Raw genomic sequence first — 25,062 nt, 5'->3', positions numbered from 1 at the left:
CGCCGTCTTGTTGCCGCCGCCGCGGCGAGGCCCGGATGACGGGCCGGCCGGCGCACTGTCGCCCGGCTCCATCCCGCTCGGGCGGATGTCCGGCCGGCCCTTCAAACCCTTCAGCCGGGCGGACTTTTGCCCCGGTTACAATAAACCCGTCTGACATATTGAAATTTATGGGATCAATGGCGGACGGGGTGGGATTCGAACCCACGGAGGAGTTGCCCCCCCGGCGGTTTTCAAGACCGCTGCCATAGACCACTCGGCCACCCGTCCTGACGCCGCGCCGCGGGCAACCCGCATTGCGCGGAATGCGTTGCGTAAAAGCCGGTTCCGCGCAAGAGACCCCGCAACGCGCGATACCCTCCTGGAGAGCCCATGATCAACCCCCCGACCATCCGACGGCTCGCGGCCGCCGCCTGGATCTTCAGCGCGGGCGCCGCGGCGGCCCAGACGCCCCTGATCACCACACCGACCACGCCCCCGGCCCCCGACCCCTATGGGACCGTCTCGGTCTCGATCGAGAACGACACCCTGGGCGGCACCGACCGCTACTACACCAATGGCGTGCAGCTGATGTACCGTTCGCCCTCGGCGGACCTGCCCTCGCCCTTGGCCTGGCTGGACCGGCAGCTCGACTTCCTCCAGGGCCCGGGCGCGCTGCGCTGGGGGGCCTCGGTGTCGCATTCGATCTACACGCCGGGGGATACCAACACCTACACCGCCGACCCGCGCGACCGGCCCTATGCCGGGCTGCTGCTGGGCTCGGTCTCGCTGACCCGGGCCACGGCCGATACGCTGTCGGTGGTGGAGCTGCAGGCGGGGCTGGTCGGCCCCTCGGCCCTCGGGCGCCAGGTGCAGAACGACTTCCATCGCCTGATCGACGACGCGCCGGCCAATGGCTGGGCCTACCAGCTGCATGACGAGCCGGTGGTCGATCTGGTGCTCGACCGCAAATGGCGGCGGGAGCTGCCGGGGGTCCTGGGGATGGAGATGGACCTCATCCCCTCGATGACCCTGGCGCTCGGCAACCTCACCACCTTCGCCGCCGCGGGCGGCATGTTCCGCATCGGCCAGGGGCTGGATGCCGATTTCGGGCCGCCGCGCGTGCGTCCCTCCCTGGCGGGCTCGGCCTTCTTCCAGCCGAAGACCGATGAGTTCGGCTGGTACGTCTTCGCCGGGGCCGAGGGCCGGGCCGTCGCCCGCGACCTGCTGCTCGAAGGCAATACCTGGCGCGACAGCCCCGGTGTGACGGCGCGGCCCCTGGTGGGCGACATGCAGGTGGGCGTCGCCTTCATCTGGCATGGCGTCCGCATCGCCTATACCCAGGTCTTCCGCACCGAGGAGTTCTACGGCCAGGGCAGCCGCGGCAATGGCATCGGGCGGGAGCAGGGGCTGCAGCAATTCGGCAGCCTCAGCGTCTCCGCCCGCTTCTGACGCAGGATCAGGCGGCGCGCCCCGGCGCCGCCTGCGTCAACGGCTGACCGGCGGGCTGGGCCAACGCCAGCAGGGGGGCGACCCCCGGGGCGCGGTCCAGGCACAGCACCGCCTCGGCCAGCCGCCCGGCCTGCGAGGCCCCGAGCACCGCATCGGCCAGGGCATGGAACTTGGCTTCGATCTCCGCCTCGGTGAGGAAATTGTCCGGCTCGCCCTTGGGGATCACCACGGTGCGGGAGAAGACCTCGCCCCGGGCGCGCAGCGTCACCTTGCCCGACATCTGCTGCGGGAAATGCGCCTGGATCTCGGGGTCCTGCTCACAGGTGATCTTGCTCATCAGCCGGCGCAGATCGGGCGCCTGTAACCACTCGTAGGACTCCCAGCCGAAATGGCCGCGCGCCAGGGCGCAGGCGATGACGAAGGGGCCGCTGAACTGCCCGTCCACCACATTGCGCGGGTCCTGCTTGCGCTCCAGCGGCGCGCCCACCAGCAGCATCCCCGCCGCCGGCAGGCCGAGGGTCACCGCCTCGATCTCCTCCGCCTTCAGCCCAAGCTCGGCCCGCAGCGCCAGCGCCGCATCCACCCCGGCATGGCCGTAGCGGCAGGAGGGGTAGGGCTTCACGGCGGTCTGCATCAGCTCCCATTCCTGGCCGAGCCCGCGCAGCGCGCGTTCCGGCACCGGATCGGGCGCATAGGCGCGCAAAAAACCGGCCTTGCCTTCCAGCGCCTCGCCGGCGCCACGAAAGCCCTGGGCCGCCAGGGTGCCGGCGGCGAGCCCGCCCATGCAGGCCCAGCCGACCTGGAAGCGCTTGGTCCAGGCGCCATTGTTGAGGAATTGCAGCGAACCCGCCGATTGCGACAGCGCGATGCCGAAGGCCGAGGCGATGCCGGCCGCATCCAGCCCCATGATCCGCCCCACCGCCGCCGCCGCGCCGAAGACGCCGCAGGTCGCGGTCGGATGGTAGCCGCGGTCGTAATGCGCCCCGGCGGGCAGGGCGACCGCCAGGCGGTTCGTCACCTCATAGCCCGCGACGATGGCGGCCAGGGTGGTCGCGCCATCGGCGCCGGTCATCTCCGCGGCGGCAAGGGCGGCCGGGATCACCGGCGCGCCCGGATGCAGGCTGCCGGCGGCATGGGTGTCGTCGAAATCCAGGCTATGGGCGTTGGTGCCGTTCAGCAGCGCGGCACCCGCCGGGGCCATCCGCGCGCGGTCCCCGAACACCGTGGCATTGCCCTGGGTCAGGCCGAGGGCGGTCATCGCGGCGATCAGCGGCGGGGTGCTTTCGGCCTCGCGCCGGCCGCGCAGCATATTGCCCACGAGGTCCAGCACCAGCAGCCGCGTGCGCTCCTGGACGGCGGCGGGCAGGGCGTCCCAACGCAGGGCGGCACTGAAGGCGGCGAGGTCAGCGGTAACGGCGGCCATGGCGGCGTTCTCCCAAAACAATCCGATCTTGGCCGCCAGATTGTCACACCCTCGGGAGGCGCGCCAACTGCACGCCCGGGTTGCGACGCGGCGGTTGCAGCCGGGGGGCAGACCGTGGCACGCATCGATCCATGATCGCGCGACGTCTCGTTCTCCGCCGAGTCGCGGGCTTGCTTCCGGTGCTCGTGGCCACCTCAAGCTCGGCCCAGACTCAGCCCAATTTCACGCAATTCCTGGAAGGCGTGCGGGTCGAGGCCCGCCGCGCCGGCCTGTCCCAGGCCATGCTGACCCTGGCGCTGTCCGGGCTGCGGCCGAATGCGCGGGTGCTGGAGCTGGACCGGCGCCAGCCCGAATTCACCATGACCTGGGTGCAGTACCGCGACCGCCAGATCACCTCCTCGCGCATCGACCGCGGCCGCCAGGTCTTCGCGGACAACCGCGCGTTGCTGGAAGCGATCGGCGCGCGCTACAGCGTCAACCCGCGGGTGGTCGTCGCCATCTGGGGGATGGAGACCAATTACGGCACCTACACCGGCAATTTCAACGTGGTGGAATCCCTCGCGACCCTGGCCTGGGAGGGCCGCCGCGCCAGCTTCTTCCGCGGCGAGTTGATGGCCGCCCTGCGCATCCTGGAGGCCGGGCATGTGACGCCGGAGCGGATGCGCGGCTCCTGGGCCGGGGCGATGGGCCAGCCGCAGTTCATGCCGACCTCCTTCGAGCGGCTGGCGGTGGATTTCAACGGCGATGGCCGCCGCGATATCTGGGATGATCGCGGCGACGCGCTGGGCTCCATCGCCAATTACCTGGCCCGCAGCGGCTGGCGGGAGGAGTTCCGCTGGGGGCGGGAGGTGCTGCTGCCCCGCGGCTTCGACATCGCCGAGGCGCGGCTCGACAACCGCCGCAAGCTGCCCGAATGGGCCGCGGCCGGGGTGGTGCAAAGCGATGGCACGCCGCTGCCGAACGTCGATGTGGACTGCAGCATCCTGGTGCCGGGCGGGGCCGATGGCGGCGGGCAGGCTTTCATCGTCTATCCGAACTTCAGCGCCATCCGCCGCTACAACCCCTCCACCTTCTACGCGCTCGGCGTCGGGCTGCTGTCGGACCGCGTGGCGTGAGGCTTGGTATCGGGGCGGCGCTTGCCGCCGTTGTGCTGCTGTCCGGCTGCGCCCGCCGCCCCGCGCCGCCGGCCCCCTCCGCGCGCTACCTGATCGGCGCGCCCTATAGCGCGGGCGGGGTCTGGTCCTACCCGGCCGAGAATTTCTCCCTCGTCGAGACCGGCCTCGCCAGCATCATCCCCGATCCCCGGGCCGGCCGGCTGACCGCCAATGGCGAGCGCTACGATCCCGCAGCCCTGATGGCCGCGCACCGCACCTTGCAGATGCCGGCGATCCTGCGCGTCACCAACCTCGACGCCGGGCTGGAACTGCTGGTGCGGGTCAATGACCGCGGCCCGGTGAACCCCGGCCGCGTGCTCAGCCTCTCGCCCCGCGCCGCCAGCCTGTTGCAGGCGGGGCAGGGCACCCGCCTCAGGATCGCAGTCGAGGCCGAGGCCTCCCGCGCCATCGCGACCGGGCTGCCGGCGCCCGAGGCGGTGCCGCTCGCCATCGCCGCCGCCCCCTCCGGCACGGTGGAGCGCGAGGCCCTCGCGCTGACACCGGGGGCCCGCCAATCCGACCGGCTGCGCCAGGGCCGCCCCGCCGCCGCGGTGGTGGCCGCCCCGATCGCGGCGGCGCCGGTGAACATATCCTTGCCGCAGCAGGCCCGGAGCGTTCCGGCCAACCCCGGCCAGATCCTGGTCGAGGCCGGACGCTTCACCGGCCGCGACGCCGCGGCCCGTCAGGCGGCGCGAATCGGCGGCGCCCGGGTCGAGCGCTTCGGCAGCGGGCGGGCGGCGGAATACCGGGTCCGGCTCGGGCCGCTGCATTCGGCGGCGGAGGCCGATGCGGCGCTGGAGCGCGTGCTCGGCACCGGGATTTCCGGTGCCCGAATTATCGTGGACTGATCCCCCGGCGCCTCGGCCGGTGCTATAGACGCGGCGTGACCGAAGCTCCCGCCCCCATCCTTTCGCGCCCGGCCTCGCGCCGGGTCCTGCTCCTCGCTGGCGCGGCCCTGGTGCCCAGTGTCGCCCTGGGTGTTGCCCTGGCCCCGGGTCTCGCCCTGGCCCAGGCGCGCCAGCCCGCCGCCCGCGCCGCCCCCCGGGCCGCCCCGGCCCCGGTGGGATCGCCCGGCAGCACGCCGCTCGGCCCCTTCGACACCATCGCCCGCCAGGCGCTGATCCTGGATGCCGATACCGGCGCGGTGCTGCTGGAAAAGAACGCGGATGAGCGGATGCCGCCGTCCTCGATGTCCAAGCTGATGACGATGTATGTCGTCTTCGACCTGCTGAAGCAGGGCCGCCTGCGCCCCGACCAGACCTTCACCGTCTCCGAGCGCGCCTGGCGGATGGGCGGGTCGAAGATGTTCGTCGAACTGGGCTCGGACATCAGCCTGGAGAACCTCGCCCGCGGCGTGATCGTGCAATCGGGCAATGACGCCTGCATCGTGCTGGCCGAGGGCATCGCCGGCAGCGAGCAGCAGTTCGTCGATATGATGAACGAGACGGGGCGGCGCATCGGCCTGCGCAACAGCCACTTCCGCAACGTCACCGGCTGGCCCGACCCCGAGCACCGCATGACCTGCCGCGACCTCGCCATCCTCACCCGGCGGATCATCAACGACTTCCCCGACCATTTCCGCCTGTACAGCGAGCGATCCTTCCGCTGGAGCGACATCACCCAGGAGAACCGCAACCCGCTGCTCGGCCGCGTCGCCGGGGCGGATGGGATGAAGACCGGACATACCGAGGATGCGGGCTATGGCCTGACCGGCACCGCCAAGCGCGGCGAACGCCGGCTGATCCTGGTGCTGAACGGCCTGCTCTCCATGCGCGCGCGCCAGGATGAGAGCGAGCGGCTGATGGAATGGGGCTTCCGCGAGTTCGACAATGTCGTGCTGTTCCGCGCCGCCGATACGGTGGAGGAAGCCCCGGTCTATCTGGGCGAGCGGCCGACGGTGCCGCTGGTGGGGGGCAGGGACCTCGTGATCACCCTGCCGCGGGCCTGGCGCAACCGGCTGGATGTGAAGGTGCGCTACGACGCCCCGATCCCCGCGCCGGTGCTGCGCGGGCAGGAGATCGGGCGGCTGGAGGTCGGCGGTGCCGGCGTGCCGCCCATGGTGGTGCCGCTGATCGCGGGCGCGGATGTGGCGCGGCTCGGGCTGCTGCCGCGCATCCCGGCCGTGATCGGGAGATGGCTGGGCGCTTGAGGGGGCGGTTCATCACGCTGGAGGGCGGCGAGGGCGCGGGCAAATCCACCCAGGCGCGTGCCCTGGCGCGGCGTCTGGCCGAGGCCGGGCATCCGGTGCTGCTCACGCGCGAGCCTGGTGGTCCGCCGGGGGCCGAGGCGATCCGGGGGCTGCTGCTCGGCGGCGACCACGGCTGGGACCCGCTGGCCGAGGCCATGCTGCATTTCGCCGCGCGGCGCGAGCATGTCGCACGGCTGATCGGCCCCGCCCTGGCCGCCGGGATCTGGGTGGTCTGCGACCGCTTTGCCGATAGCACCTGGGCCTATCAGGGCAGCCAGGGCCTTGCGCGCGCCGATTTCCTGGCCTTGTCGGCGCTGGCCCTGGGGCCGGTGGTGCCGGAGCTGACCCTGGTGCTGGATGTGCCGCCCGAGGCGGGCATGGCGCGCGCCGGCGCGCGGGGCCCGCTCAACCGCTACGAACGGCTGGGGGCTGGCTTCCACGCCGCGATCCGGGCCGCCTTCCTGGCGATTGCCGCCGCTGAGCCGGACCGCTGCGCCGTGCTCGATGCCAGCCAGGCCGAATCCGCTGTCGCCGCCGCCATCGATGCCGCGATCGCCGGGCGCCTCGGATGAGCCTGCCGCCTGAACCGCGGGCCAACCCCGATCTGGTCGGGCATGATGCCGCCGCCGCGCGGCTGGCCGAGGCGGCGCGCTCGGGCAAGCTGCACCACGCCTGGCTGCTCGCCGGCCCCGCCGGGATCGGCAAGGCGACGCTCGCCTTCCGGTTCGCCCGCTGGCTGCTGGCGGGGATGCCGCCGGATGTGGCCGGCAAGCCGCCGCTGCATGTGCCGGAGAGCGACCCGGTGTTCCGCCGCATCATCGCCGGCGGCCATGCCGATCTGATGGTGCTGGCGCCCGAGGTCGGCGCCGGCAAGGTCCGCCGCCAGATCCCGGTGGATGAAGCGCGGAAGGTGCCGCGCTTCCTCTCGCTGACCCCGGCCGAGGGCGGGTTTCGCATCGTGCTGCTGGACGAGGCGGAGACGATGCATCCTGGTGCGGCCAATGCGCTGCTGAAGACCATCGAGGAGCCGTCAAAAAGCACGGTGCTGCTCGTCGTCTCCCATGTCGCGGCCTCGCTGCTGCCGACCCTGCGCAGCCGGATGCGGCGGCTGGAGCTGTCGCCGCTGCCCGAGCCCGCGATGCAGGGGCTGCTCGCCCGCTGGCTGCCGGAGATGCCGCAGGCCGACCGCGCCCGGCTGGCCGAGGTCGCGGCGGGCTCGCCGGGCCGGGCGCTGTCGCTGGCCGAGGGGGAGGGGCTGTCCCTCGCGGCCGAGGCGAGCCGCATCCTCGCCGCTTTGTCGCGGCCGGATGAACGCGCCTGGTTCGCGCTGGCCGACCGGCTGGCGGCGGTGCGCGATGGCAGCGCCTTCGTGCTGTTCTGGGCGCTGCTGCGGGCGCGGCTGGCCGCCGCTTTGGCCGCGGCGGCGCAGGGGCAGGCCGAGCCCTGGCTCGCCGGGCGGCCGCTCGCGGAGTGGTCGGAAGCCTGGTCCCGGGTCGGCGCCCAGGCGAAACGGACCGAGGCTTTGGCACTGGATCGCAAGCAGTCGAGCCTTGCGATGCTGGGCTGGCTGGCGGGGCGCTGACCTGCGGCGTAGAAGCCCGGTATGCGCCCTTTCTACATCACGACCCCGATCTATTACGTCAACGACAAGCCGCACATCGGCCATGCCTACACCAGCCTCGCGGCTGATGTGCTGGCGCGGTGGAAGCGGATGCAGGGCTTTGACGTCTTCTTCCTGACCGGCACCGATGAGCATGGCCAGAAGGTCGAGAAGGCGGCGCAGGATGCGGGCGAGGAGCCCCAGGCTTTCGTGGATCGCGTCAGCCAGACCTTCCGCGATCTGGCGCTGGCGATGGGCTTCTCCAACGACGGCTTCATCCGCACCACGGAACCGCGGCATTACGCCGCCTGCCAGGCGCTCTGGACCCGGCTGCGGGAGGCCGGCGCGATCTATGAGGGCCATTACGAAGGCTGGTACGCCGTCCGCGACGAGGCCTATTACGGCCCCGACGAGCTTGTGGAGCGCGACGGGCAGAAATTCGCCCCCTCCGGCGCCCCGGTGGAATGGGTGCGGGAGCCATCCTGGTTCTTCCGGCTTTCGGCCTGGGGCGAGCGGCTGCTGGCGCATTTCGACGCCAACCCGGAATTCATCGCCCCCCCCAGCCGCCGCAACGAGGTGATCGCCTTCATCAAGTCGGGGCTGCAGGATCTGTCGATCTCGCGGACGTCCTTCAGCTGGGGCGTGCCGGTGCCGAATGATCCGGCGCATGTGATGTATGTCTGGCTGGACGCGCTCACAAATTACCTTACGGCTGTCGGCTATCCGGATGAAAACGCTCAGGACTACCGGTTCTGGCCGGCTGATATCCATTTCGTCGGCAAGGATATCCTGCGCTTCCACGCGATCTACTGGCCGGCCTTCCTGATGGCGGCGGAGCTGCCGCTGCCCAAGCGGATCTTCGCCCATGGCTGGTGGACCAATGAGGGCCAGAAGATCAGCAAGTCGCTGGGCAATGTCATCGACCCGCTGGCGCTGATCGAGGACTACGGGCTGGACCCGGTGCGGTATTTCCTGCTGCGCGAGGTCTCATTTGGGCAAGACGGGGATTTCTCGCGCCGCGCGCTGGGCGGGCGGCTGAACAGCGATCTTGCCAATGATCTGGGCAATCTGGCGCAGCGCAGCCTCTCGCTGATCCAGCGCAATGCCGAGGGCAAGCTGCCCGCTTTGGTGGCGCTGACCGAAGCCGACCATCTGTTGCTGGACCCGGTGGCGGCCCTGCCCGGGCGCGTGGCCGAGGCGATCGACCGCCAAGCCTTCCACGAGGCGCTGGAGCGGGTCTGGGAGGTCGTGCGCCTCGGCAATTCCTGGATCGATGCCCAAAAGCCCTGGAGCCTGAAGAAGACCGATCCGGTGCGCGGCGAGGCGGTGCTGCGGCATCTGCACACCGCGCTGCGCGGGCTTGCGACGGTGCTGCTGCCCTTCATGCCGGGCAGCATGGGCATGATGCTGGACCAGTGCGGCGTGCCCGAGGCGGCGCGGGGCCTGGCCGATCTGGCGACCCCCTTGCCGGATGGCACCCCGCTTGCACCGCCGACGCCGATCTTCCGCAAGGTGGAGTTGACCGCGGCATGACCGGGCTGACCGATAGCCATTGCCATCTGGACCATTTCACCGCCGAGGAACTGCCCGACATCCTCTCCCGCGCCGCCGCCGCCGGGGTGGAGCGGATGGTGACCATCGGCGTCCGCATGGCGCAGGGGCAGGTGACCCGCGCCTTGGCCGAGGCGCACCCCCAGGTCTGGGCCACCGTCGGCGTGCACCCGCAGAATGCCGGCGAGGCGCCGATGCCGACGGTCGCCGAGATCGTGGCGCTCGCCGACCATCCCAAGGTGATCGGGATCGGGGAGAGCGGGCTCGACTATTTCTACGACACCGCGCCGCGCGAGGTGCAGCAGGAGGGCTTTCGCCGCCACATCCGCGCCGCCCGCGAGACAGGGCTGCCGCTGGTCATCCACGCAAGGCAGGCGGATGAGGATATCCTGCGGATCCTGGTCGAGGAGCGGGAAGGGGGCTGGTTCGATTTCCTGTTGCACTGCTTCAGCAGCGGCGAGGAACTCGCTGAAAAGGCAGTGGAGATCGGGGGTTATATCTCCTTCTCCGGCATCCTGACCTTCCCGAAATCGGAGAATTTCCGCGTCCTGGCCGCGCGGCTTCCGGCGGAGCGGCTTCTTGTGGAAACGGACTCGCCGTATCTCGCGCCGGTGCCGCACCGGGGCAAGCGCTGCGAGCCCGGCTATGTCGCCCATACCGCCGCGGTGCTGGCCAAGGCACGCGGGATCGGTGCTGCCGAGATCGCGGAATTGACCACGGGGAACTTCCTGCGTTTGTTCAAGAAAGCCTCCTAGAGTTTTGTTAAATATTACACTTCTTGGCTGTGGCGGCTCCGGTGGCGTGCCTTTGGTGGGCGGCACCGATGGGTTCGGCGCCTGGGGCGCCTGCGATCCGGCCGAACCGCGCAACCGCCGCAGCCGAAGCTCCATCATCATCGAAGGACCCTCGGGCAAGCGCCTGCTTGTGGACGCCGGGCCGGATCTGCGGGCGCAGTTCCTGACCCATGGGGTCGGGCGCATCGATGAGCTGCTCTTCACCCATGCCCATGCCGACCACGTCATGGGGGTGGATGAGCTGCGGTCGGTGAACCGGGTGCTCGGCACCGCGATCCCGGCCTATGGCACCGCCGCGACCTTGCAGGATGTGGCCCGGCGCTTCGACTACGCCTTCCGCCCGGCGGCACCGCCCGGCTTCTTCCGCCCGGCGCTGGAGGCGCGGGAAGTGGCCCCGGAGACCGTGGTGACCCTGGCCGGGCTGCCGGTGCGGCTGTTCCGCCAGGACCACCAGGTGATGGAGACGCTGGGCCTGCGGATCGGCGGCTTCGCCTATAGCACCGATGTCATACGGCTGCCGGAAGCGAGCATGGCGCAGCTTGAAGGGCTGGAGTGCTGGGTGGTCGGCTGCTTCCAACGCGGGCCGCATTGGGTCCATGCCGATATCGCGACCGTCACCGCCTGGGTGGAGCGGCTGCGCCCACGGCGCACCATCCTGACCCATATGGGCCCCGACATGGACTGGGCCTGGCTGCGGGACAACCTGCCGCCCGGCATCGAAGCGGGCCATGACGGCCTGCGGATCACGCTCTGACGTTTCCATAATATACATTATGCGGTCTTTTGATGGAGCCCGATATGGCTGAGCCGACCCCGCCCGATGCCGCTTTGCTCCGGTTGCTCGCCATCATGGCCCGGCTGCGCGCCCCGGACGGCTGTCCCTGGGACCAGGTCCAGGATTTCGCCTCCATCGCGCCCTATACCATCGAGGAGGCGCATGAGGTCGCCGATGCCATCGCCCGTGACGATCGCGCGGCGCTGGTGGATGAGTTGGGCGACCTGCTGTTGCAGACCGTCTATCACGCCCGCATGGCCGAGGAGCGCGGCTGGTTCAATTTTGCCGACGTCGCCACCGCCATATCCGACAAGATGGTACGGCGGCATCCTCACGTCTTCGGTGAGGCCGAGGCCGCCGATCCCGCGCTCTGGGAGGCCCAGAAGGCCGCCGAGCGCGGCGCCCGCGCCGAAACCGGCACCCTGGCCGGCATCCCCCTCGCCCTGCCCGCCCTGGTCCGCGCCGAGAAGCTGACCAAACGCGCCGCCCGCGTCGGCTTCGACTGGCCGGATGCCGAGGCGGTGCTGGACAAGCTGGACGAGGAAGTGGCCGAACTCCGCGCCGAACTGCCGGGCGCCGATCCGCTCCGACTGGCGGATGAGGTCGGGGACATCCTCTTCGTGGTCGCGAACCTCGCCCGGAAGCTCAAGCTGGACCCGGAGGCTTGCCTGCGGGGCGCGAACCAAAAATTCACGAATCGCTTCAACTACGTCGAACAAGCTCTTGCTATAACAGGGAAAACGCCTGCCGACAGCACGCTGGATGAGATGGAGGCCGGTTGGGCCGCCGCCAAGAGGGCGGAGGCCCGCTAACTACGCCCGCGCCGCCGGCAGCGGGATGAACTCCGCATCATCCCCCGGCACCCGGGCAAAGCGCTGCGCTTCCCAATCCGACTTCGCCTGCTCGATCCGCTCGCGGCTGCTGGAGACGAAGTTCCAGAAGATGTAGCGCGGCCCATCCATCACCGCGCCCCCCAGCAGCAGCAGCCGCGCGCCCTTGGGCCCGGCGGTCAGCGCCAAGGCATCCCCGGCGCGGAACACCAGCATCCGCCCGGCGGCGAAGCTGTCGCCGGCCACGGTCACCTCGCCCTGCACCACATAGGCGGCGCGTTCCTCATGCTGCGCCGGCAGCGGCACCGAGGCCCCCGGGGCCAGGATCGCATCGGCATAGAACAGCGGGCTGGAGGTGACGACCGGCGCCTTCATGCCCCAGCCCTCGCCCGCGATCAGCCGCAGGGTCAGCCCGGCATCGACCGCCATCGGCTGCGCCATGGCCGGGTGGTGGAAGAAGCCGGGGGCGGTTTCCTCGGCGGATTTCGGCAGCGCCACCCAGGACTGGATCCCCGCCAGGCGGCGCGGCACGGCCATTACCTCGGGCGCGGTGCGCTCGCTGTGCACGATCCCCTGCCCGGCCGTCATCCAGTTCACCGCGCCAGGCTTGATATCCTGCAAGGTGCCCAGGGAATCCCGATGGCGGATCGCGCCCTCGAACAGATAGGTCACGGTCGAGAGGCCGATATGCGGATGCGGCCGCACATCCACACCCTTCTGCCCCCCCAAAAACTCGCCGGGGCCCATCTCGTCGAAGAAGATGAAGGGGCCGACCATCTGCTTCTGCGCCGAGGGCAGTGCGCGCCGCACCTCGAAGCCGCCGATGTCATGCGCGCGCGGGATGATGACCAGCGGCGCGACCGTCTCCGTCATGGCTCGTAGCCTCCCAGAAGGGCCTCGCGCGCGGCCTCCCAGGCCGCGCGGTTCGGCGCCATGATCAAGCCACCGCTGCGGCTCGCCGGGCGGTAGGGGCTGGCATCGAACTGCGCGGAGAACCCACCGGCCTCCTGATGCAGCAACCAACCCGGGGCATGATCCCATGGCATCAGGCGGTTGTAGAATAGCATATCCAGGTGTCCCGCAGCGGCCGCGCGATATTCATGCGCGGCGCAGCGGAAGCTGACGACGGAGGCGAAAGCGGTCATCCGCGGCACCACACTCGCCTTCATCGCAGGCGCGAGGTAGCGCCAGGAGATGGCGGCGGCCATCTCCGCGACCGGCTTGGCCTCCGCCACCCGAAGCTCGGCGGTCCGCTGCCCGGTGGCATCGGCGATCCAGGCGCCCTGCCCGCGCACCGCCAAGGCCGTGTCATCGCCCATGGGGTCGTGGATCGCGGCGCCGATGATCTCGCCATGGCGGATCGCGGCGGCCATCACCCCGAACAACGGCAGCCCGGCGGCGAAGTTGGAGGTGCCATCCACCGGATCGACGACGAAGGCGAGCTCGGCCGCCTCCAGCCGGTCCAGCAGCGCAGGGTCGCGCTCGGCCGCTTCCTCGCCGATCACGAGGCAGCCGGGGAAGCGCGCCTCAAGGGCGGCGGTGATCTGGCGCTCGGCGGCCTCATCGGCATCGGTCACCAGATCCTGCGGGCCGGATTTGGTGCGGACGGCGCCCTGGGCCAGGCGGCGGAAGCGGGGCAGGATTTCCGCCCGCGCCGCCTCCCGCAGGATGGCATCAAGGTCCTGGGCGGCGGCGAGATCGAAGGGATGGGTCATGCCGCATGGGCAGCACGTCGGGCCGGCGCGCGCAAGCGCCCGCCCATGTCCGTCTCAATGCGTGCTTTCGAACCTGGCCCGGTCCGCCGCCGAGAGCCGCACGGTGATGTCGATCGTCTGCTCGCCATCCTCCCGGCCGATCACATCGCCATTCTGGTAGAGCCAGGCGAGCGAGGCCCCATCCGCCGGCGCGAGCTTGTAGGTCGCCGTCTCCACCCCCGCGGCCAGCCGCGCGTCCAGCAGCTCGCGCAACCGGTCCAGCCCCTCCCCGGTCAGCGCGCTCACCGCGATCGCATCGGCGTCGCGCGGGACGACCTCATCGGTGCCGCCGACCAGATCGGCCTTGTTCAGCACCTCGATCACCCGTCCCTGCCAATCGGCATCCAGCGCCCCATCGGGCCCCTCGGACATATCGGTCAGCACCCCGATCACATCGGCGCGCTGGGCGGCACTGTCGGGATGGGCGATGTCGCGCACATGCAGGATGACATCGGCGGCCGCCACTTCCTCAAGCGTCGCGCGGAACGCCTCGACCAGCTGCGTCGGCAGTTCGGAGATGAAGCCGACCGTGTCCGACAAAATGATGGTCTTGCCCGAGGGCAGGCGGATCGCCCGCATGGTCGGGTCGAGCGTCGCGAACAGCTGGTCCTCGGCGAAGACATCGGCGCCGGTCAAAGCGTTGAACAGGGTCGATTTGCCGGCATTGGTATAGCCGACCAGGGCCACCACCGGATGCGGCACTTTTTCGCGCTTGCGGCGGTGGAGGCCGCGCGTACGGCGGACCTGCTCCAACTCCTTCTTGATGCGGACCATGCGGTCCGCGATCAGGCGGCGGTCGATCTCGATCTGGCTCTCACCAGGGCCGCCGAGGAAGCCGAAGCCGCCGCGCTGCCGCTCCAGATGGGTCCAGGACCGCACCAGCCGGGTGCGCTGGTAGTCCAGATGCGCCAATTCGACCTGTAGGGCCCCTTCGCGCGTCCGGGCGCGTTCCCCAAAGATTTCCAGGATCAGCCCGGTGCGGTCGATGACCTTGCAGCCCCAGGCCTTTTCCAGATTGCGCTGCTGGACGGGGCTCAAGGCCGCATCGACCACGGCGATGGTGACGCCTTGAGCCTCGATCGCCTTGCGGACCATCTCGACCTGGCCCTCGCCCATCAGGGTCGAGGGGCGGCGCAGACGCAGCGGGTAGATGGCGGTGTGGACGATGGCGACGCCGATGGAGGCGGCGAGGCCCACGGCCTCGGCCAGCCGGGCATCGGCCAGACGCACGGAACCGGCCTCGCGCGATACCTCGCGCGGATGCTTTTCATAGGGAAGGATGACGGCGGCACGGGTGGGCCCGGCCGAGGTCGCGATGGTGGCGACCCGCGCCTCACCGATACCGCCGTCAGTGTCGCCGGTATCCCCGGCGTCGTGCTCAGAGTTCGTTGGAACCGACAGGATCAACCTCACGCCGCAAAGTCATGGTGCCTTCGCGCGGGGCCGGAATTGCCGTTCCGGCCGTCGCGGCGGTGCCCGCAGCAGCAGCGCCATCGAACAGCATGATCGGGGCGCCCGGCATCACCGTGCTGATCGCGTGCTTGTACACCAGTTGCGTGTGGCCGTCACGGCGCAGCAGAACGCTGAAATTGTCGAACCAGGTGATGATGCCCTGGAGCTTCACGCCGTTGACCAGGAAGATGGTCACGGGAGTTTTGCTTTTTCGCACGTGGTTCAGGAACACGTCCTGCACGTTCTGGGACTTCTCGGTGGCCATGGGCCGGTCCTTCTTCTTCTGTTTTGCCCCGGCATCCGACCGGGCGCGGCAGCCGCGCGACCCTCTGTGAGGCGTCTATGCGGCAGTGCAGCATTGGCGTGCGATTTACGCTTTGTCCAGCAAAAGCAGACCCGCGCGCAACGCATCGGCGTCACGAAAAGCAACATCGGGCCGCGTGGCTGCCATCCCGCCATCATGCGCGGCATCGCCGAACAATACCGCGTGGCACCCCGCCGCCCGGGCGGCCTGCATGTCCAGCGCGGTATCGCCGATGTACCAGACGGAGGGCCCGGCCGGGATGCCGATCCGCTCCAGCGCCAGCAGCAGCGGTGCCGCCGAAGGCTTGTCGGAGGCCGCATCCCCTGCCCCGACCAGGGTTTGGAACCGCGGTGCCCAGCCGAGGTGCTCCGCCTCCGCCCGCAGCAGCGGCCCCTGCTTGTTGGACACCACCGCGAGCGGCGCGACCGCCCCGGCCGCGGTCAGCATGGCGGCGATTCCGGGCAGCGGGCGCAGCACCTCAAGGTGGCAGCGGCGCACCTCGGCGTAGAATATATCCCTGGCCCTCTCCCATTCGTGACCGAACAACAAGGGGAAACTGTCGCGCAGCGAGTGCCGCACCTCGCGCAGCACATCCTCCCGCGTCCAGGGCGGACGTCCGAAGGCGGCGAAGGTGACGTTGAGGCCGCTCTGGATCGCCTCCCAGCCATCGACCAGGGTATTGTCCCAGTCGAACAGGATCGCGGCCGGGCGCATCAGGCCGCCGCGTTATGCGCCGGGCCCAGCACATGCCGGGCGAAGACGTCGAACAGCCGCCGCACCACCGGCCCGACGGTGCCATCGCCGACCGGGGCGCCGTCGATCCTGACGATCGGCTTCACGAAGGAGGTGGCCGAGGTCAGGAAGGCTTCCCGCGCGCGCCGCATCTCATCGAGGGTGAAGGCGCGGGTCTCGAAGGCGAGCCCCTCCTCCGCAAGCTCCGCGATCAGCGCGGCGCGGGTGCAGCCGGGCAGGATCACATGGTCGAGCTGCCGCACCCGGATGGTGCCATGCTCATCGACGATCCAGAAGGAGGTCGCTGCCCCCTCCGTCACCTCCCCGGTGGCCTCGTCGTACAGGATCGCCTCGATCGCGCCCTGTTCGCGCGCGGCCTGGCGGGCCAGCACATTCGGCAGCAAATTGATGGATTTGATGTCGCGCCGGGCCCAGCGCAGGTCGGGCGCGGTGATCGCGGCCCCGGTCCAGTTGTCCACATTGCGCGGATAGGGCGGGATGCGCTTGGCGGTCACGACCAGTGAGACCGGCACCGGTTTTTTCGGGAAGGCATGGTCGCGATGGGCGACGCCCCGCGTCACCTGCATATAGACCAGCCCCTCGGTCAGCCGGTTGCGGCGAACCACCTCGGCCAGCACCAGTTCCAGCGCCGCGCGGGGCATCGGCATCGGCAGGCTGATCTCGCGCAGGGAGCGTTCGAGCCGCCCCAGATGCAGATCGGTATCGACGAAGCGCCCGGCATGGAGGTGCACCACCTCATAGATGCCGTCGCCGAACTGGTAGCCGCGGTCCTCGATATTCACCGCGGCCTGGCTCTGAGGGCGGTAGAAACCATTCACATAGGCAATGCGAGACATGCGGCGACCCCGGACACAGGGGTGACCGCCGGGGTCAGAACTCCCCGAACTTCCGCACCCCGGATTCTGAGCCATAGGCGTAGAACGCCCAGGTGCCGCCCGCCAGACGCTTGCCGAAAACAAAGCCCATCCCGTTGTAGTCGCGGCCATAAACCGCATCGCGCCGCGCCGCCGGGGCGATATTGGTCCGGGTGCGGCAGACCTGGGTCAGCATCGCCTCCTGGTTGGTGCGCGCCCCCTCCCCCTGAACCCGGTTGCAATTGGCATGCAGCAGCCAGCGCTGGCCTGTCATCGACATGCCGGCGGCAATGGTGCAGCCGCTCAACGGGCCGGTGATGATGAACTGCGCCGCCGGGTCGATTTGCATGTAGGTGCAGGTATTCTCGACGAATTGCAGCCAGCGGAAGCCGATATCATCCGCCCGGGGCATCAGCGCGAATTGCCGGCCCGGCTTGGCGACGCCGGGCAGCCGCGCGAGTTGCGACTTGAAGCGGCCCCAGTTCGTCTCCTGCGGATTGTCCGCCACCCCGATCATATGGACCATGTCGAGATAGACCACCGCCGGCGGCGCCACCGTGCGCGTGGTCCAAAGTTGAGAACGCAGATCCGCGCCGAGACAATTCTCAGGCGCTGCTGCCGTCATCGCCTGCGCCACCGCGTTGTTGGACCCCACGGTGACGGTGTGGAACCCGACGTATCCTGCCGGATCGGCCATGAAATGCCGGAAACTCTGGATGCTCACGCCGATGCCCCTCGCTGACGGCGCGGAGGCTAGACGTCTCCCGGAATGATGCAACTCACCGAAGAATTTTACGCTCCGGTCAACTCAGATTGGCCGCACGGTCTTCCGACTGCACGCCGAGGAACTTCAGCTTGCGGTGCAGCGCGCTGCGCTCCATCCCGACGAAACCCGCCGTGCGGCTGATGTTACCGCCGAAGCGCAGCAGCTGCGCTTCCAGATACTGGCGCTCGAACAGCTCCCGCGCATCGCGCAGCGGCAGGGTCATGATCTCGCTGCTGCGGTCGAGCTTGAGCACGGCGGGCGCCGTCGAGCCCACCTCGGGCGGCAGCATCTCCGGGCGAATCGGCTCGGAGGGACCACCGGGGGCCATGATCAGCAGCCAGTCCACCAGGTTCCGCAGCTGGCGGACATTCCCCGGCCAGTCATAGGCCTGCAAGGCGGCCAGCGCGTCTTCCGACACGTCGCGCGGCGGCATGCCGGTGGTCTCGGCGCTGCGGGACATGAAATGGTGCACCAGAGCGGGAATGTCGTCCCGCCGGTCGCGCAAGGGCGCGATTCGCAGCGGCACCACCGCAAGGCGGTAGAACAGATCCTCGCGGAAGCGTCCGGCGGTGATCTCGGCGGGCAGGTCGCGGCTGGTGGTGGCGATGACCCGTAGATCGACCTTGACCCGTGTGCCGCCACCGACGCGCTCGAACCCCGCCTCCTGCAAGGCACGCACGATCTTGCCCTGGGTCTCGAGCGGCATGTCCGCCACCTCATCCAGCAGCAGCGTGCCGCCATGGGCGCGTTCCAGCACGCCGGCGCGGCGGGGCGCACCTTGGGCATCGGCGCCCGCCTCGACGCCGAACAGCTCTTCCTCGAAGCGGGCGGGCGCCAGGGTCGCGCAGTTGAGCGAGACGAAGGGCGCATCGGCGCGGCGGGACCGGGCGTGGATCATCCGCGCCGCGACTTCCTTGCCCGAGCCGGCGGGGCCGTTCAGCAGCACGCGGCTGCCGGTCGGCGCCACCTTCTCGATGGCCGCACGCAGTGCCGCGACGGAGGCGGAGACCCCGACCAGCTCGGTCTCGGCCCCCACGCGCAGGCGCAGCTCGCTGTTCTCCCGCCGCAGCCGGGCGGATTCCAGCGCGCGGGAGATCACCAGCAGCAGGCGGTCGGTCTTGAAGGGCTTCTCGACGAAGTCATAGGCACCGTCCTGGATCGCCTGCACCGCGGTCTCGATGGTGCCATGGCCCGAGATCATGACCACGGGCACATGCGGCTCCTCGCTCAGCAGCGCCTTGAGGATGCCGAGCCCATCCAGCCGCGAGCCCTGCAGCCAGATGTCCAGCACCACCAGCGCCGGGCGCCGGGCGCGGAAGGCGGCCAGCGCGCTGTCGGAATTATGCGCGGTACGAACCTCGTATCCTTCGTCCCCGAGGATCCCCTCGATGAGCGCGCGGATGTCCGGTTCGTCGTCGACGATCAGGATCTCATGCGCCATGGCGTGCCGTTTCCGTCTCCAACCCAGCCAAATCCGGTCCCGATGTCGGGGGTGCCAGGAAAATGAGAGAGGCGCGCGTGCCAGGGGCGGGGGCGCGGGCCTCCAGGGTTACCCGCCCTCCGTGGTCCTCCATGATCTTCTTCACGATGGCAAGCCCGAGCCCCGTCCCTTTGACCTTGTGCGTGACATACGGTTCCGTGAGACGGTCGCTGTTCTCGCCATCCGGCAGTCCGATCCCATCATCCTCGATCACGAACGCCCAAGCGGCCGGGGATGTTTCCAGGCGAAGCCCGATTTCTCCCGCCCCCTCCCGCATCGCGACCGCATCGGCGGCGTTTTGCAGCAGGTTGGTCAGGGCCTGGGCGATCAGGCGCCGGTCGCAGCGCCCGATGGCGGGCGCCTCCGGCAGGGTCAGCGTGTAGCGGATCCCGGGATGCGCGCCGCGTTGCAGCACCAGGCTGTCGCGGGCGATGGCGGCGAAATCCTCGGGCCCGATCTGCGGCTGCGGCATCCGGGCGAAGGCGGAGAATTCATCGACCATGCGGCCGATGTCCTCGACCTGGCGCACGATGGTGTCGGTGAGCTGGCGAAAGGTCTCGGGGTCATCCTGGATCTGCTTGAGGTAGCGCCGCCGCAGCCGCTCGGCCGAAAGCGAGATCGGGGTCAGCGGATTCTTGATCTCATGCGCGATGCGGCGGGCGACATCGGCCCAGGCGGCGGTGCGCTGGGCCGATTGCAATTCGGTGATGTCATCGAAGGTCAGCACATAGCCCGCGACCCGGCGCCCCTGGATCTCGGCGCCGATGCGGACCAGCAAGGTGCGGCGCCGCGCCGCCGGCCCGATCGGGATTTCGGCGGTGCGGGGGCGGAAGGGGTCGGCGGCGGCCTGGGCCAGCAGCGGGCCGAATTCCGGCACCACATCCGCGAGCGGGCGGCCATAGGCATCGTCCAGGTCCCTCCCGAGCAGATCCGAGGCGCTGCGGTTGGGCAGGTTGATCCGCGCCTCGGCATCCAGCCCGACGACGCCCGCCGAAACCCCCGCCAGCACGCTCTCGGTAAAACGGCGACGGCCGTCGAGCTGGCTATAGGCCTCCATCAACTCGCCGCGCTGGGCCGCGAGCTGCCCGGTCATGCGGTTGAAGGCGCGGGAGAGGCTCGCGACCTCGTCATCCGCGGTGCCCTCCGCGACGCGGACCGAGAGGTCGCCGCCGCGCACCCGGTCGGCGGCCAGGATCAGCCGGGCGATGGGCCGCGCGATCTGGTTGGCAATGACCAGCCCGACCAGCACGGCGCCGAACAGCACCAGCAGCGCGGTGACGGCGAAGATCAGCGCGAAGGTGATCTGCAACGGGCCCCGGCGCCGGTCGAGCTGGTCGTATTGCGCGAAGGAGAGTTCGGTGCGGCGCATGTGCTCCAGCACGCCGGGATCGACCGGGCGGCCGATCTGCAACATCGCGCCCCCCGGAAGCTCCAGGGCAACCAGCGCCCGGACCCGCCCCGCGCCCTCATCCGGCAGCACCGCGATCTCGCCGCTGCGGGCGAGGTCCAGCGCCTCCTGGTCCGGCGGGTCGAGCAGCAAATTGGTGCCAAGCCCCGCGGTCGCGATCACCCGGCCGAGCGCCGGGTCGAAGACCACCGCCTCGGTCAGCCCGCGCAGCGCCGCCTGGGTCGCGACCACGCGGGCGTAGTTGATCTCCTGGTCCGGCAGATAGACCTGGGCGGCGCGGTTGAGGTCGTTGGCCATCCCTTGGGCATCGCCGCGCACGGTGTTCACATGCTCGGCGAGATAGGCGCGCGAGGCGATCAGCGAGGCTTCCAGCGTCTCCCGCACCCGGTCGCTGAACCAGGCCTGGATGCCGAGGTTGAAGAAGACCGCGGCGAAGCCCGCGACCAGCAGCGCCGGCACCACCGCGACGCCCCCGAACAGCAGCACCAGCCGGACATGCAGCCGCGAGCCCGCGCCCCCCCGGCGGCGCTCGGCCCAGACCCGCACCAGACGCCCCGCGAGCGAGGCGCCGAGCAGCAGCAGCAGCGCCGCATTGGCCAGCACCATGGCCACGACCTGGCCCGGCGAGGTCGGCCCGAGCGGGCTGCCGCCCGACAGCAGCACGAAGGTCGCGAGCCCCGCCGCCAGTGCGGCGACGGCCAGCGCAAGCGTCACCCCCCGCCCGAGCAACGCATCGGCGGCACGGCGCAGCCAGCGTTCGGGCGGGATGGCCGACATCAGCGTCAGGTCAGGCCGCGCACCACGGGCAGGTCCAGCTCGCGGATTTTCTTGCGCAGCGTGTTGCGGTTCAGCCCCAGCATCGCCGCGGCCTTGATCTGGTTGCCCCGCGTCGCCGAGAGGGCGAGGCGCAGCAGCGGGCGCTCGACCTCGGCCAGCACGCGCTCATAGAGGTCGCGCACCGGCAGCCCGTCCTTCTGGGCCGACATGAAGCCACCGATGTGGCGTTCGACCGCCTGTTCCAAGGTCTCGGGGCCACGGCCGGGCTCCTCCGCCATGCCGGGGCCGGCATCCGCCAGTTCGGCATCGACCGCCTCGGCGCCGATCACCTCCTGCGGATAGAGTGCGGCGAGGCGCCGCATCAGGTTTTCCAGCTCGCGCGCATTGCCGGGCCAGGAATGGGCGCGCAGCCGGTCGATCGCCGATTGGTCGAGCTGCTTGAACGGCAGCCCCGCGGATTTGGCGCGGTCCAGGAAGTGGCGGGCCAGGAGTGCCACATCCTCGGCCCGTTCCCGCAGCGGCGGCAGGCGCAGGGGGACGACGTTCAGGCGGTAGAACAGATCCTCGCGGAACTGGCCGTTGCGGATGGCCAGGCGCAGGTCGCGATGGGTGGCGGCGACGATGCGGACATTGGCCTTGATCGGGGCGCGGCCGCCGACGGTGGTGAACTCGCCCTCCTGCAGCACGCGCAGCAGGCGGGTCTGGGCCTCGGCCGGCATGTCGCCGATCTCGTCCAGGAACAGCGTGCCGCCGGCGGCCTGCTCGAAGCGGCCGACACCGCGCGCCAGGGCCCCGGTGAAGGCGCCGCGTTCGTGGCCGAACAGCTCGCTCTCGATCAGCTCGCGCGGGATCGCGGCCATGTTGATGGCAACGAAGGCGCCGTTCCGCCGGCGCCCGTAGTCATGCAGCGCGCGGGCGACCAGCTCCTTGCCGGTGCCCGACTCGCCGGTGATCATCACCGTGAGGTCGGTGGTCGTGAGCCGGGCGACGGTGCGGTAGATCTCCTGCATCGCCGGGCTGCGGCCGACCAGCGGCAGCTTCTCCTCGGGCGCCTCCTCCTCGGCCGCCGGCGTCGCCGGGGCGGCGAGCGCGCGGCCGACCACCTGCAACAGCTCCTTCAGGTCGAAGGGCTTGGGCAGATATTCGAAGGCGCCGCGCTGGGCCGCCTTCACCGCGGTGGTGAAGGTCGATTGCGCCGACATCACCACGACGCGCAGATCCGGGCGGATGCGCTTGATCCGCGGCAGCAGGTCGAGCCCGTTCTCATCCGGCATCACCACATCGGTGACGACCAGATCCCCTGCCCCTTCCTCGACCCAGCGCCACAAGGTGGCGGCGGAGGAGGTGGCGCGGACATTGTAGCCCGCCCGGCCCAGGGCCTGCGACAGCACCGTCCGGATGGCCCGGTCGTCGTCGGCGATCAGGATCGTGCGAGCTTCGCTCATGGGGGAATCCATCATCCTGTCGGCATCGGGGTGAGTGTCAGGCAAGGGGCGGCAACCTCGGACGGCGTTCGGGGGCGGGGGGCTTGGCAAGCGAGAGGCGGAACACGGTCTTGCCCGGGCGGCTGTCGCATTCGATCAGCCCGCCCTGGTCGGTCACGAGCTTGGCGACCAGCGCGAGGCCGAGGCCCTGCCCGCCGCGCTTGGTGGTGACGAAGGGCTCGAACAGGGTCGCCTTCACCGTCTCGTCGATGCCGGGGCCATTGTCGCCGACGGCGACCTCCAGCGGCAGATGCATCCGCTCCCGCGAGCCCGGCACGGCGATCCGCACGCCATGGCGATAGGCGGTGGAGAGCACGATCTCGCCGCCATGGGTGGGCGCGGCCTCGGCGGCGTTCTTCACGAGGTTCAGCAGGATCTGCACCAGCTGGTCGCGATTCGCCCAGACCATGGGCAGCGAGGGGTCGTATTCCTCGACGATGCGCAGATGGCTCGCGAAGCCCGCCTGGGCGACGCGGCGGACATGGTCCAGCACCTCATGGATATTCACCGCGACCCGCTCGATCGGGCGTTCGGAGAACATGTCCATCCGCTCGACCAGGATGCGGATGCGGTCCACCTCCTCCTGGATCAGGGTGCAAAGCTCGCGGTCGTTCTCGGCCACGCCGGCTTCCAGCAACTGCGCGGCACCCCGGATGCCGGAGAGCGGGTTCTTCACCTCATGCGCCAGCATCGCCGCCATGGCCGAGGCGCCACGCGCGGCGCCTCGGAAATTGAGCTGGCGGTCGAGCTTATGCGCGGTGCTGCCATCCTGCAGCGTCAGCACGATGCAGCCCGGCATTTCCGGCAGCGGCACGGCATAGGCCGCGACGTCATGCCGCTGCAGCCGGGGGCTTTCCAACGTCAGATCGTGGTCGGAAACAGGTGCGTCCAGGGTCCGCACCTGGGTCAGCAGGCCGAACAGCCGGCTGTCGGGGCGGATCAGGTCGGAGAGCGCCAACTGCGCGAGGCTGACCGAGGAGAGCTGGAAGAACTGCTCCGCCGCCGGGTTGGCGAAGCGGAAGCGGTCCTCGGGGTCCAGCACCACGATCGCCAGCGGCAGCGCGCCGAGGATGGCGACGCTGTCGGGCAGGGTCGCGAGGCGATGCGCGGCGGCGATGGTCATGCCGCCAGCGCCGCCTGATCGTCGAGGCGGGCCTCGTCCTGGTCGTCGAGGCGGGCCTCGTCCTGGCCATCGAGGCGAGCCTCGTCCTGGCGCGCGGCGCCGCGCTCGATCAGCGGCAGGAAATAGCCTTCCAGCGCGGCATGGGCCTCGGCCACGGTATCGGCCTGGTTGATCTTCACCCGGAAATCGGCCGAGCCGTGCAAGCCCTTGGAATACCAGGCCATATGCTTGCGCGCGATACGCAGGCCCGCCGGGTCGCCGAAATGCGCGACCAGCGCCGCATGGTGTTCCAGCAGGATCGCGTATTGCTCGGCGAGGCTGGGCTCCACCACCTCCCCCCCGGTCAGCGCCGCGGCAATCAGCCGCGGCAGCCAGGGCCGGCCATAGCAGCCACGCCCGATCATCACCCCATCGGCGCCCGAGGCCGCCAGCGCCGCCCGGGCATCGGCGGCCGAGAGGATGTCGCCATTGACGATGACGGGGATGCGGACCGCCTCCTTCACCTGGCGGACGAAGGCCCAGTCGGCGGTGCCGGTGTAGAATTGCTGCCGGGTGCGGCCATGCACCGTGATCATGCGGATGCCGAGATCCTCGGCGATCCGCGCGAGCTTCGGCGCGTTCAGGCTGTTGTGGTCCCAGCCCATCCGCATCTTCAGCGTCACCGGCACCGGCACGGCGCGGACCACCGCCTCCAGCAGCCGGGCGGCGCCGATCTCATCGCGCATCAGCGCGCTGCCGGCGGATTGGCCGACCGCGACCTTCTTCACCGGGCAGCCGAAGTTGATATCGACGATCGCCGCCCCGCCATCGACGGCGATGCGCGCGGCCTCGGCCATCACCACCGGGTCGCAGCCGGCAAGCTGCAGGCTGGCGGGCCCGCCGAGGCCATCCACCTCCGCCATGCGCCGGGTCACCTTGTTTTCGCGCACCATCGCATCCGAGGCGATCATCTCGCTGACCACCATCGGCGCCCCCTGGGCGCGGGCGAGCCGGCGGAACGGCAGATCGGTGACGCCCGACATGGGCGCCACGATCACCGGCACGGGGATGGTAACCCCCGATCCCAGATCGATAAGCGAGAGCGACCGGATCGGACCGGCCACGGAATGCGATGAATTGCTCATTTGCGCGGCAAACTATCGCGCCGAACCCGCCGCGTCCATG

General features: G+C 70.1%; 23 protein-coding genes and 1 tRNA gene. 10 read left to right on the top strand and 14 right to left on the bottom strand.

Going from position 1 to position 25,062, the window contains the following annotated elements:
* Positions 1 to 177: 177 nt before the first annotated feature.
* Positions 178 to 267, bottom strand: a tRNA-Ser gene (locus C8P66_RS01480).
* 102 nt (positions 268 to 369) lie between these two features.
* Between C8P66_RS01480 and C8P66_RS01475 the strand changes: the two genes are divergently transcribed.
* The gene (locus C8P66_RS01475) at positions 370 to 1,428 is read left to right on the top strand and encodes a lipid A deacylase LpxR family protein (RefSeq protein ID WP_111396353.1); all 1,059 of its coding nucleotides are present in this window, start codon (positions 370 to 372) and stop codon (positions 1,426 to 1,428) included.
* 7 nt (positions 1,429 to 1,435) lie between these two features.
* Here the strand turns inward: C8P66_RS01475 and C8P66_RS01470 are convergent, their stop codons facing one another.
* Positions 1,436 to 2,851 carry an MmgE/PrpD family protein gene (locus C8P66_RS01470; RefSeq protein ID WP_111396352.1) on the bottom strand — a complete coding sequence of 472 codons (1,416 nt, stop codon included), beginning with the start codon at positions 2,849 to 2,851 and terminating at the stop codon, positions 1,436 to 1,438.
* A 179-nt stretch (positions 2,852 to 3,030) separates the two neighbouring features.
* Between C8P66_RS01470 and C8P66_RS01465 the strand changes: the two genes are divergently transcribed.
* From C8P66_RS01465 to mazG, 9 genes are read left to right on the top strand one after another with little or no spacing between them, the layout of a single operon-like run.
* Positions 3,031 to 3,966, top strand: coding sequence for a lytic murein transglycosylase (locus C8P66_RS01465; protein WP_245903157.1), 936 nt, complete (start codon positions 3,031 to 3,033; stop codon positions 3,964 to 3,966).
* On the top strand, positions 3,963 to 4,853 hold the full coding sequence (locus C8P66_RS01460; RefSeq protein WP_111396350.1) for a septal ring lytic transglycosylase RlpA family protein: 891 nt from the start codon (positions 3,963 to 3,965) through the stop codon (positions 4,851 to 4,853). The genes C8P66_RS01465 and C8P66_RS01460 overlap by 4 nt, the downstream gene beginning before the upstream one ends.
* Positions 4,854 to 4,888: 35 nt before the next feature.
* Positions 4,889 to 6,154: a D-alanyl-D-alanine carboxypeptidase family protein gene (locus tag C8P66_RS01455; protein ID WP_111396349.1), complete on the top strand. Its 1,266-nt coding sequence runs from the start codon at positions 4,889 to 4,891 to the stop codon at positions 6,152 to 6,154.
* On the top strand, positions 6,151 to 6,765 hold the full coding sequence (tmk, locus tag C8P66_RS01450) for a dTMP kinase (RefSeq protein WP_342767995.1): 615 nt from the start codon (positions 6,151 to 6,153) through the stop codon (positions 6,763 to 6,765). Before C8P66_RS01455 ends, tmk begins: the two co-directional genes overlap by 4 nt.
* Positions 6,762 to 7,775 (top strand): DNA polymerase III subunit delta', encoded by a 1,014-nt coding sequence (locus C8P66_RS01445; RefSeq protein WP_111396347.1) that lies wholly within the window; start codon positions 6,762 to 6,764, stop codon positions 7,773 to 7,775. The genes tmk and C8P66_RS01445 overlap by 4 nt, the downstream gene beginning before the upstream one ends.
* A gap of 21 nt (positions 7,776 to 7,796) precedes the next feature.
* Positions 7,797 to 9,326, top strand: coding sequence for a methionine--tRNA ligase (gene metG, locus C8P66_RS01440; RefSeq protein WP_111396346.1), 1,530 nt, complete (start codon positions 7,797 to 7,799; stop codon positions 9,324 to 9,326).
* Positions 9,323 to 10,099, top strand: a complete 777-nt coding sequence (locus tag C8P66_RS01435) for a TatD family hydrolase (protein WP_111396345.1) — start codon at positions 9,323 to 9,325, stop codon at positions 10,097 to 10,099. Before metG ends, C8P66_RS01435 begins: the two co-directional genes overlap by 4 nt.
* A gap of 46 nt (positions 10,100 to 10,145) precedes the next feature.
* The gene (locus tag C8P66_RS01430) at positions 10,146 to 10,892 is read left to right on the top strand and encodes an MBL fold metallo-hydrolase (RefSeq protein ID WP_111396344.1); all 747 of its coding nucleotides are present in this window, start codon (positions 10,146 to 10,148) and stop codon (positions 10,890 to 10,892) included.
* 44 nt (positions 10,893 to 10,936) lie between these two features.
* Positions 10,937 to 11,725: a nucleoside triphosphate pyrophosphohydrolase gene (gene mazG / locus C8P66_RS01425; protein ID WP_111396475.1), complete on the top strand. Its 789-nt coding sequence runs from the start codon at positions 10,937 to 10,939 to the stop codon at positions 11,723 to 11,725.
* On the opposite strand, the gene C8P66_RS01420 is transcribed toward mazG, so the two are convergent.
* The 12 genes from C8P66_RS01420 to dusB all read right to left on the bottom strand — a co-directional run bounded on the left by C8P66_RS01420 (position 11,726) and on the right by dusB (position 25,022).
* Positions 11,726 to 12,616: a pirin family protein gene (locus C8P66_RS01420; protein ID WP_111396343.1), complete on the bottom strand. Its 891-nt coding sequence runs from the start codon at positions 12,614 to 12,616 to the stop codon at positions 11,726 to 11,728. It lies immediately after the preceding gene.
* The gene (locus tag C8P66_RS01415; protein ID WP_111396342.1) at positions 12,613 to 13,458 is read right to left on the bottom strand and encodes an inositol monophosphatase family protein; all 846 of its coding nucleotides are present in this window, start codon (positions 13,456 to 13,458) and stop codon (positions 12,613 to 12,615) included. Before C8P66_RS01415 ends, C8P66_RS01420 begins: the two co-directional genes overlap by 4 nt.
* A gap of 54 nt (positions 13,459 to 13,512) precedes the next feature.
* Positions 13,513 to 14,838: a GTPase HflX gene (hflX, locus tag C8P66_RS01410; protein ID WP_111396474.1), complete on the bottom strand. Its 1,326-nt coding sequence runs from the start codon at positions 14,836 to 14,838 to the stop codon at positions 13,513 to 13,515.
* A gap of 37 nt (positions 14,839 to 14,875) precedes the next feature.
* Positions 14,876 to 15,214: an RNA chaperone Hfq gene (gene hfq / locus C8P66_RS01405; RefSeq protein ID WP_111396341.1), complete on the bottom strand. Its 339-nt coding sequence runs from the start codon at positions 15,212 to 15,214 to the stop codon at positions 14,876 to 14,878.
* A gap of 105 nt (positions 15,215 to 15,319) precedes the next feature.
* Positions 15,320 to 15,967 (bottom strand): HAD family hydrolase, encoded by a 648-nt coding sequence (locus C8P66_RS01400; protein ID WP_111396340.1) that lies wholly within the window; start codon positions 15,965 to 15,967, stop codon positions 15,320 to 15,322.
* Positions 15,967 to 16,842: a D-amino-acid transaminase gene (locus C8P66_RS01395; RefSeq protein WP_111396339.1), complete on the bottom strand. Its 876-nt coding sequence runs from the start codon at positions 16,840 to 16,842 to the stop codon at positions 15,967 to 15,969. Before C8P66_RS01395 ends, C8P66_RS01400 begins: the two co-directional genes overlap by 1 nt.
* A gap of 34 nt (positions 16,843 to 16,876) precedes the next feature.
* Complete coding sequence (locus C8P66_RS01390) at positions 16,877 to 17,584, bottom strand: hypothetical protein (protein ID WP_146422646.1); 708 nt, start codon at positions 17,582 to 17,584, stop codon at positions 16,877 to 16,879.
* A gap of 79 nt (positions 17,585 to 17,663) precedes the next feature.
* Positions 17,664 to 19,067 carry a nitrogen assimilation response regulator NtrX gene (ntrX, locus tag C8P66_RS01385; protein WP_111396337.1) on the bottom strand — a complete coding sequence of 468 codons (1,404 nt, stop codon included), beginning with the start codon at positions 19,065 to 19,067 and terminating at the stop codon, positions 17,664 to 17,666.
* Positions 19,057 to 21,291: a sensor histidine kinase NtrY-like gene (locus C8P66_RS01380; RefSeq protein WP_111396336.1), complete on the bottom strand. Its 2,235-nt coding sequence runs from the start codon at positions 21,289 to 21,291 to the stop codon at positions 19,057 to 19,059. The genes ntrX and C8P66_RS01380 overlap by 11 nt, the downstream gene beginning before the upstream one ends.
* A gap of 5 nt (positions 21,292 to 21,296) precedes the next feature.
* On the bottom strand, positions 21,297 to 22,736 hold the full coding sequence (ntrC, locus tag C8P66_RS01375; RefSeq protein WP_111396335.1) for a nitrogen regulation protein NR(I): 1,440 nt from the start codon (positions 22,734 to 22,736) through the stop codon (positions 21,297 to 21,299).
* Positions 22,737 to 22,773: 37 nt separating this feature from the next.
* Positions 22,774 to 23,898, bottom strand: coding sequence for a two-component system sensor histidine kinase NtrB (locus C8P66_RS01370; RefSeq protein WP_111396334.1), 1,125 nt, complete (start codon positions 23,896 to 23,898; stop codon positions 22,774 to 22,776).
* Positions 23,895 to 25,022, bottom strand: a complete 1,128-nt coding sequence (gene dusB, locus C8P66_RS01365) for a tRNA dihydrouridine synthase DusB (protein ID WP_111396333.1) — start codon at positions 25,020 to 25,022, stop codon at positions 23,895 to 23,897. The genes C8P66_RS01370 and dusB overlap by 4 nt, the downstream gene beginning before the upstream one ends.
* Between the last annotated feature and the right edge of the window lie 40 nt (positions 25,023 to 25,062).

This window comes from Humitalea rosea, assembly GCF_003253705.1.
Taxonomy (GTDB): Bacteria; Pseudomonadota; Alphaproteobacteria; order Acetobacterales; family Acetobacteraceae; genus Humitalea; species Humitalea rosea.
This window is presented reverse-complemented; position numbering and strand designations above follow the sequence as displayed.

Coding starts and splice junctions, on each gene's coding strand:
- ntrX (WP_111396337.1), bottom strand. CDS start 19,067: ATGGCGCATGAGATCCTGATCGTCGACGACGAACCGGACATCCGCGCG.
- C8P66_RS01445 (WP_111396347.1), top strand. CDS start 6,762: ATGAGCCTGCCGCCTGAACCGCGGGCCAACCCCGATCTGGTCGGGCAT.
- C8P66_RS01395 (WP_111396339.1), bottom strand. CDS start 16,842: ATGTCTCGCATTGCCTATGTGAATGGTTTCTACCGCCCTCAGAGCCAG.
- C8P66_RS01380 (WP_111396336.1), bottom strand. CDS start 21,291: ATGTCGGCCATCCCGCCCGAACGCTGGCTGCGCCGTGCCGCCGATGCG.
- mazG (WP_111396475.1), top strand. CDS start 10,937: ATGGCTGAGCCGACCCCGCCCGATGCCGCTTTGCTCCGGTTGCTCGCC.
- C8P66_RS01435 (WP_111396345.1), top strand. CDS start 9,323: ATGACCGGGCTGACCGATAGCCATTGCCATCTGGACCATTTCACCGCC.
- C8P66_RS01475 (WP_111396353.1), top strand. CDS start 370: ATGATCAACCCCCCGACCATCCGACGGCTCGCGGCCGCCGCCTGGATC.
- C8P66_RS01400 (WP_111396340.1), bottom strand. CDS start 15,967: ATGCGCCCGGCCGCGATCCTGTTCGACTGGGACAATACCCTGGTCGAT.
- C8P66_RS01415 (WP_111396342.1), bottom strand. CDS start 13,458: ATGACCCATCCCTTCGATCTCGCCGCCGCCCAGGACCTTGATGCCATC.
- hfq (WP_111396341.1), bottom strand. CDS start 15,214: ATGGCCACCGAGAAGTCCCAGAACGTGCAGGACGTGTTCCTGAACCAC.
- C8P66_RS01420 (WP_111396343.1), bottom strand. CDS start 12,616: ATGACGGAGACGGTCGCGCCGCTGGTCATCATCCCGCGCGCGCATGAC.
- C8P66_RS01370 (WP_111396334.1), bottom strand. CDS start 23,898: ATGACCATCGCCGCCGCGCATCGCCTCGCGACCCTGCCCGACAGCGTC.
- C8P66_RS01470 (WP_111396352.1), bottom strand. CDS start 2,851: ATGGCCGCCGTTACCGCTGACCTCGCCGCCTTCAGTGCCGCCCTGCGT.
- metG (WP_111396346.1), top strand. CDS start 7,797: ATGCGCCCTTTCTACATCACGACCCCGATCTATTACGTCAACGACAAG.
- dusB (WP_111396333.1), bottom strand. CDS start 25,022: ATGAGCAATTCATCGCATTCCGTGGCCGGTCCGATCCGGTCGCTCTCG.
- ntrC (WP_111396335.1), bottom strand. CDS start 22,736: ATGAGCGAAGCTCGCACGATCCTGATCGCCGACGACGACCGGGCCATC.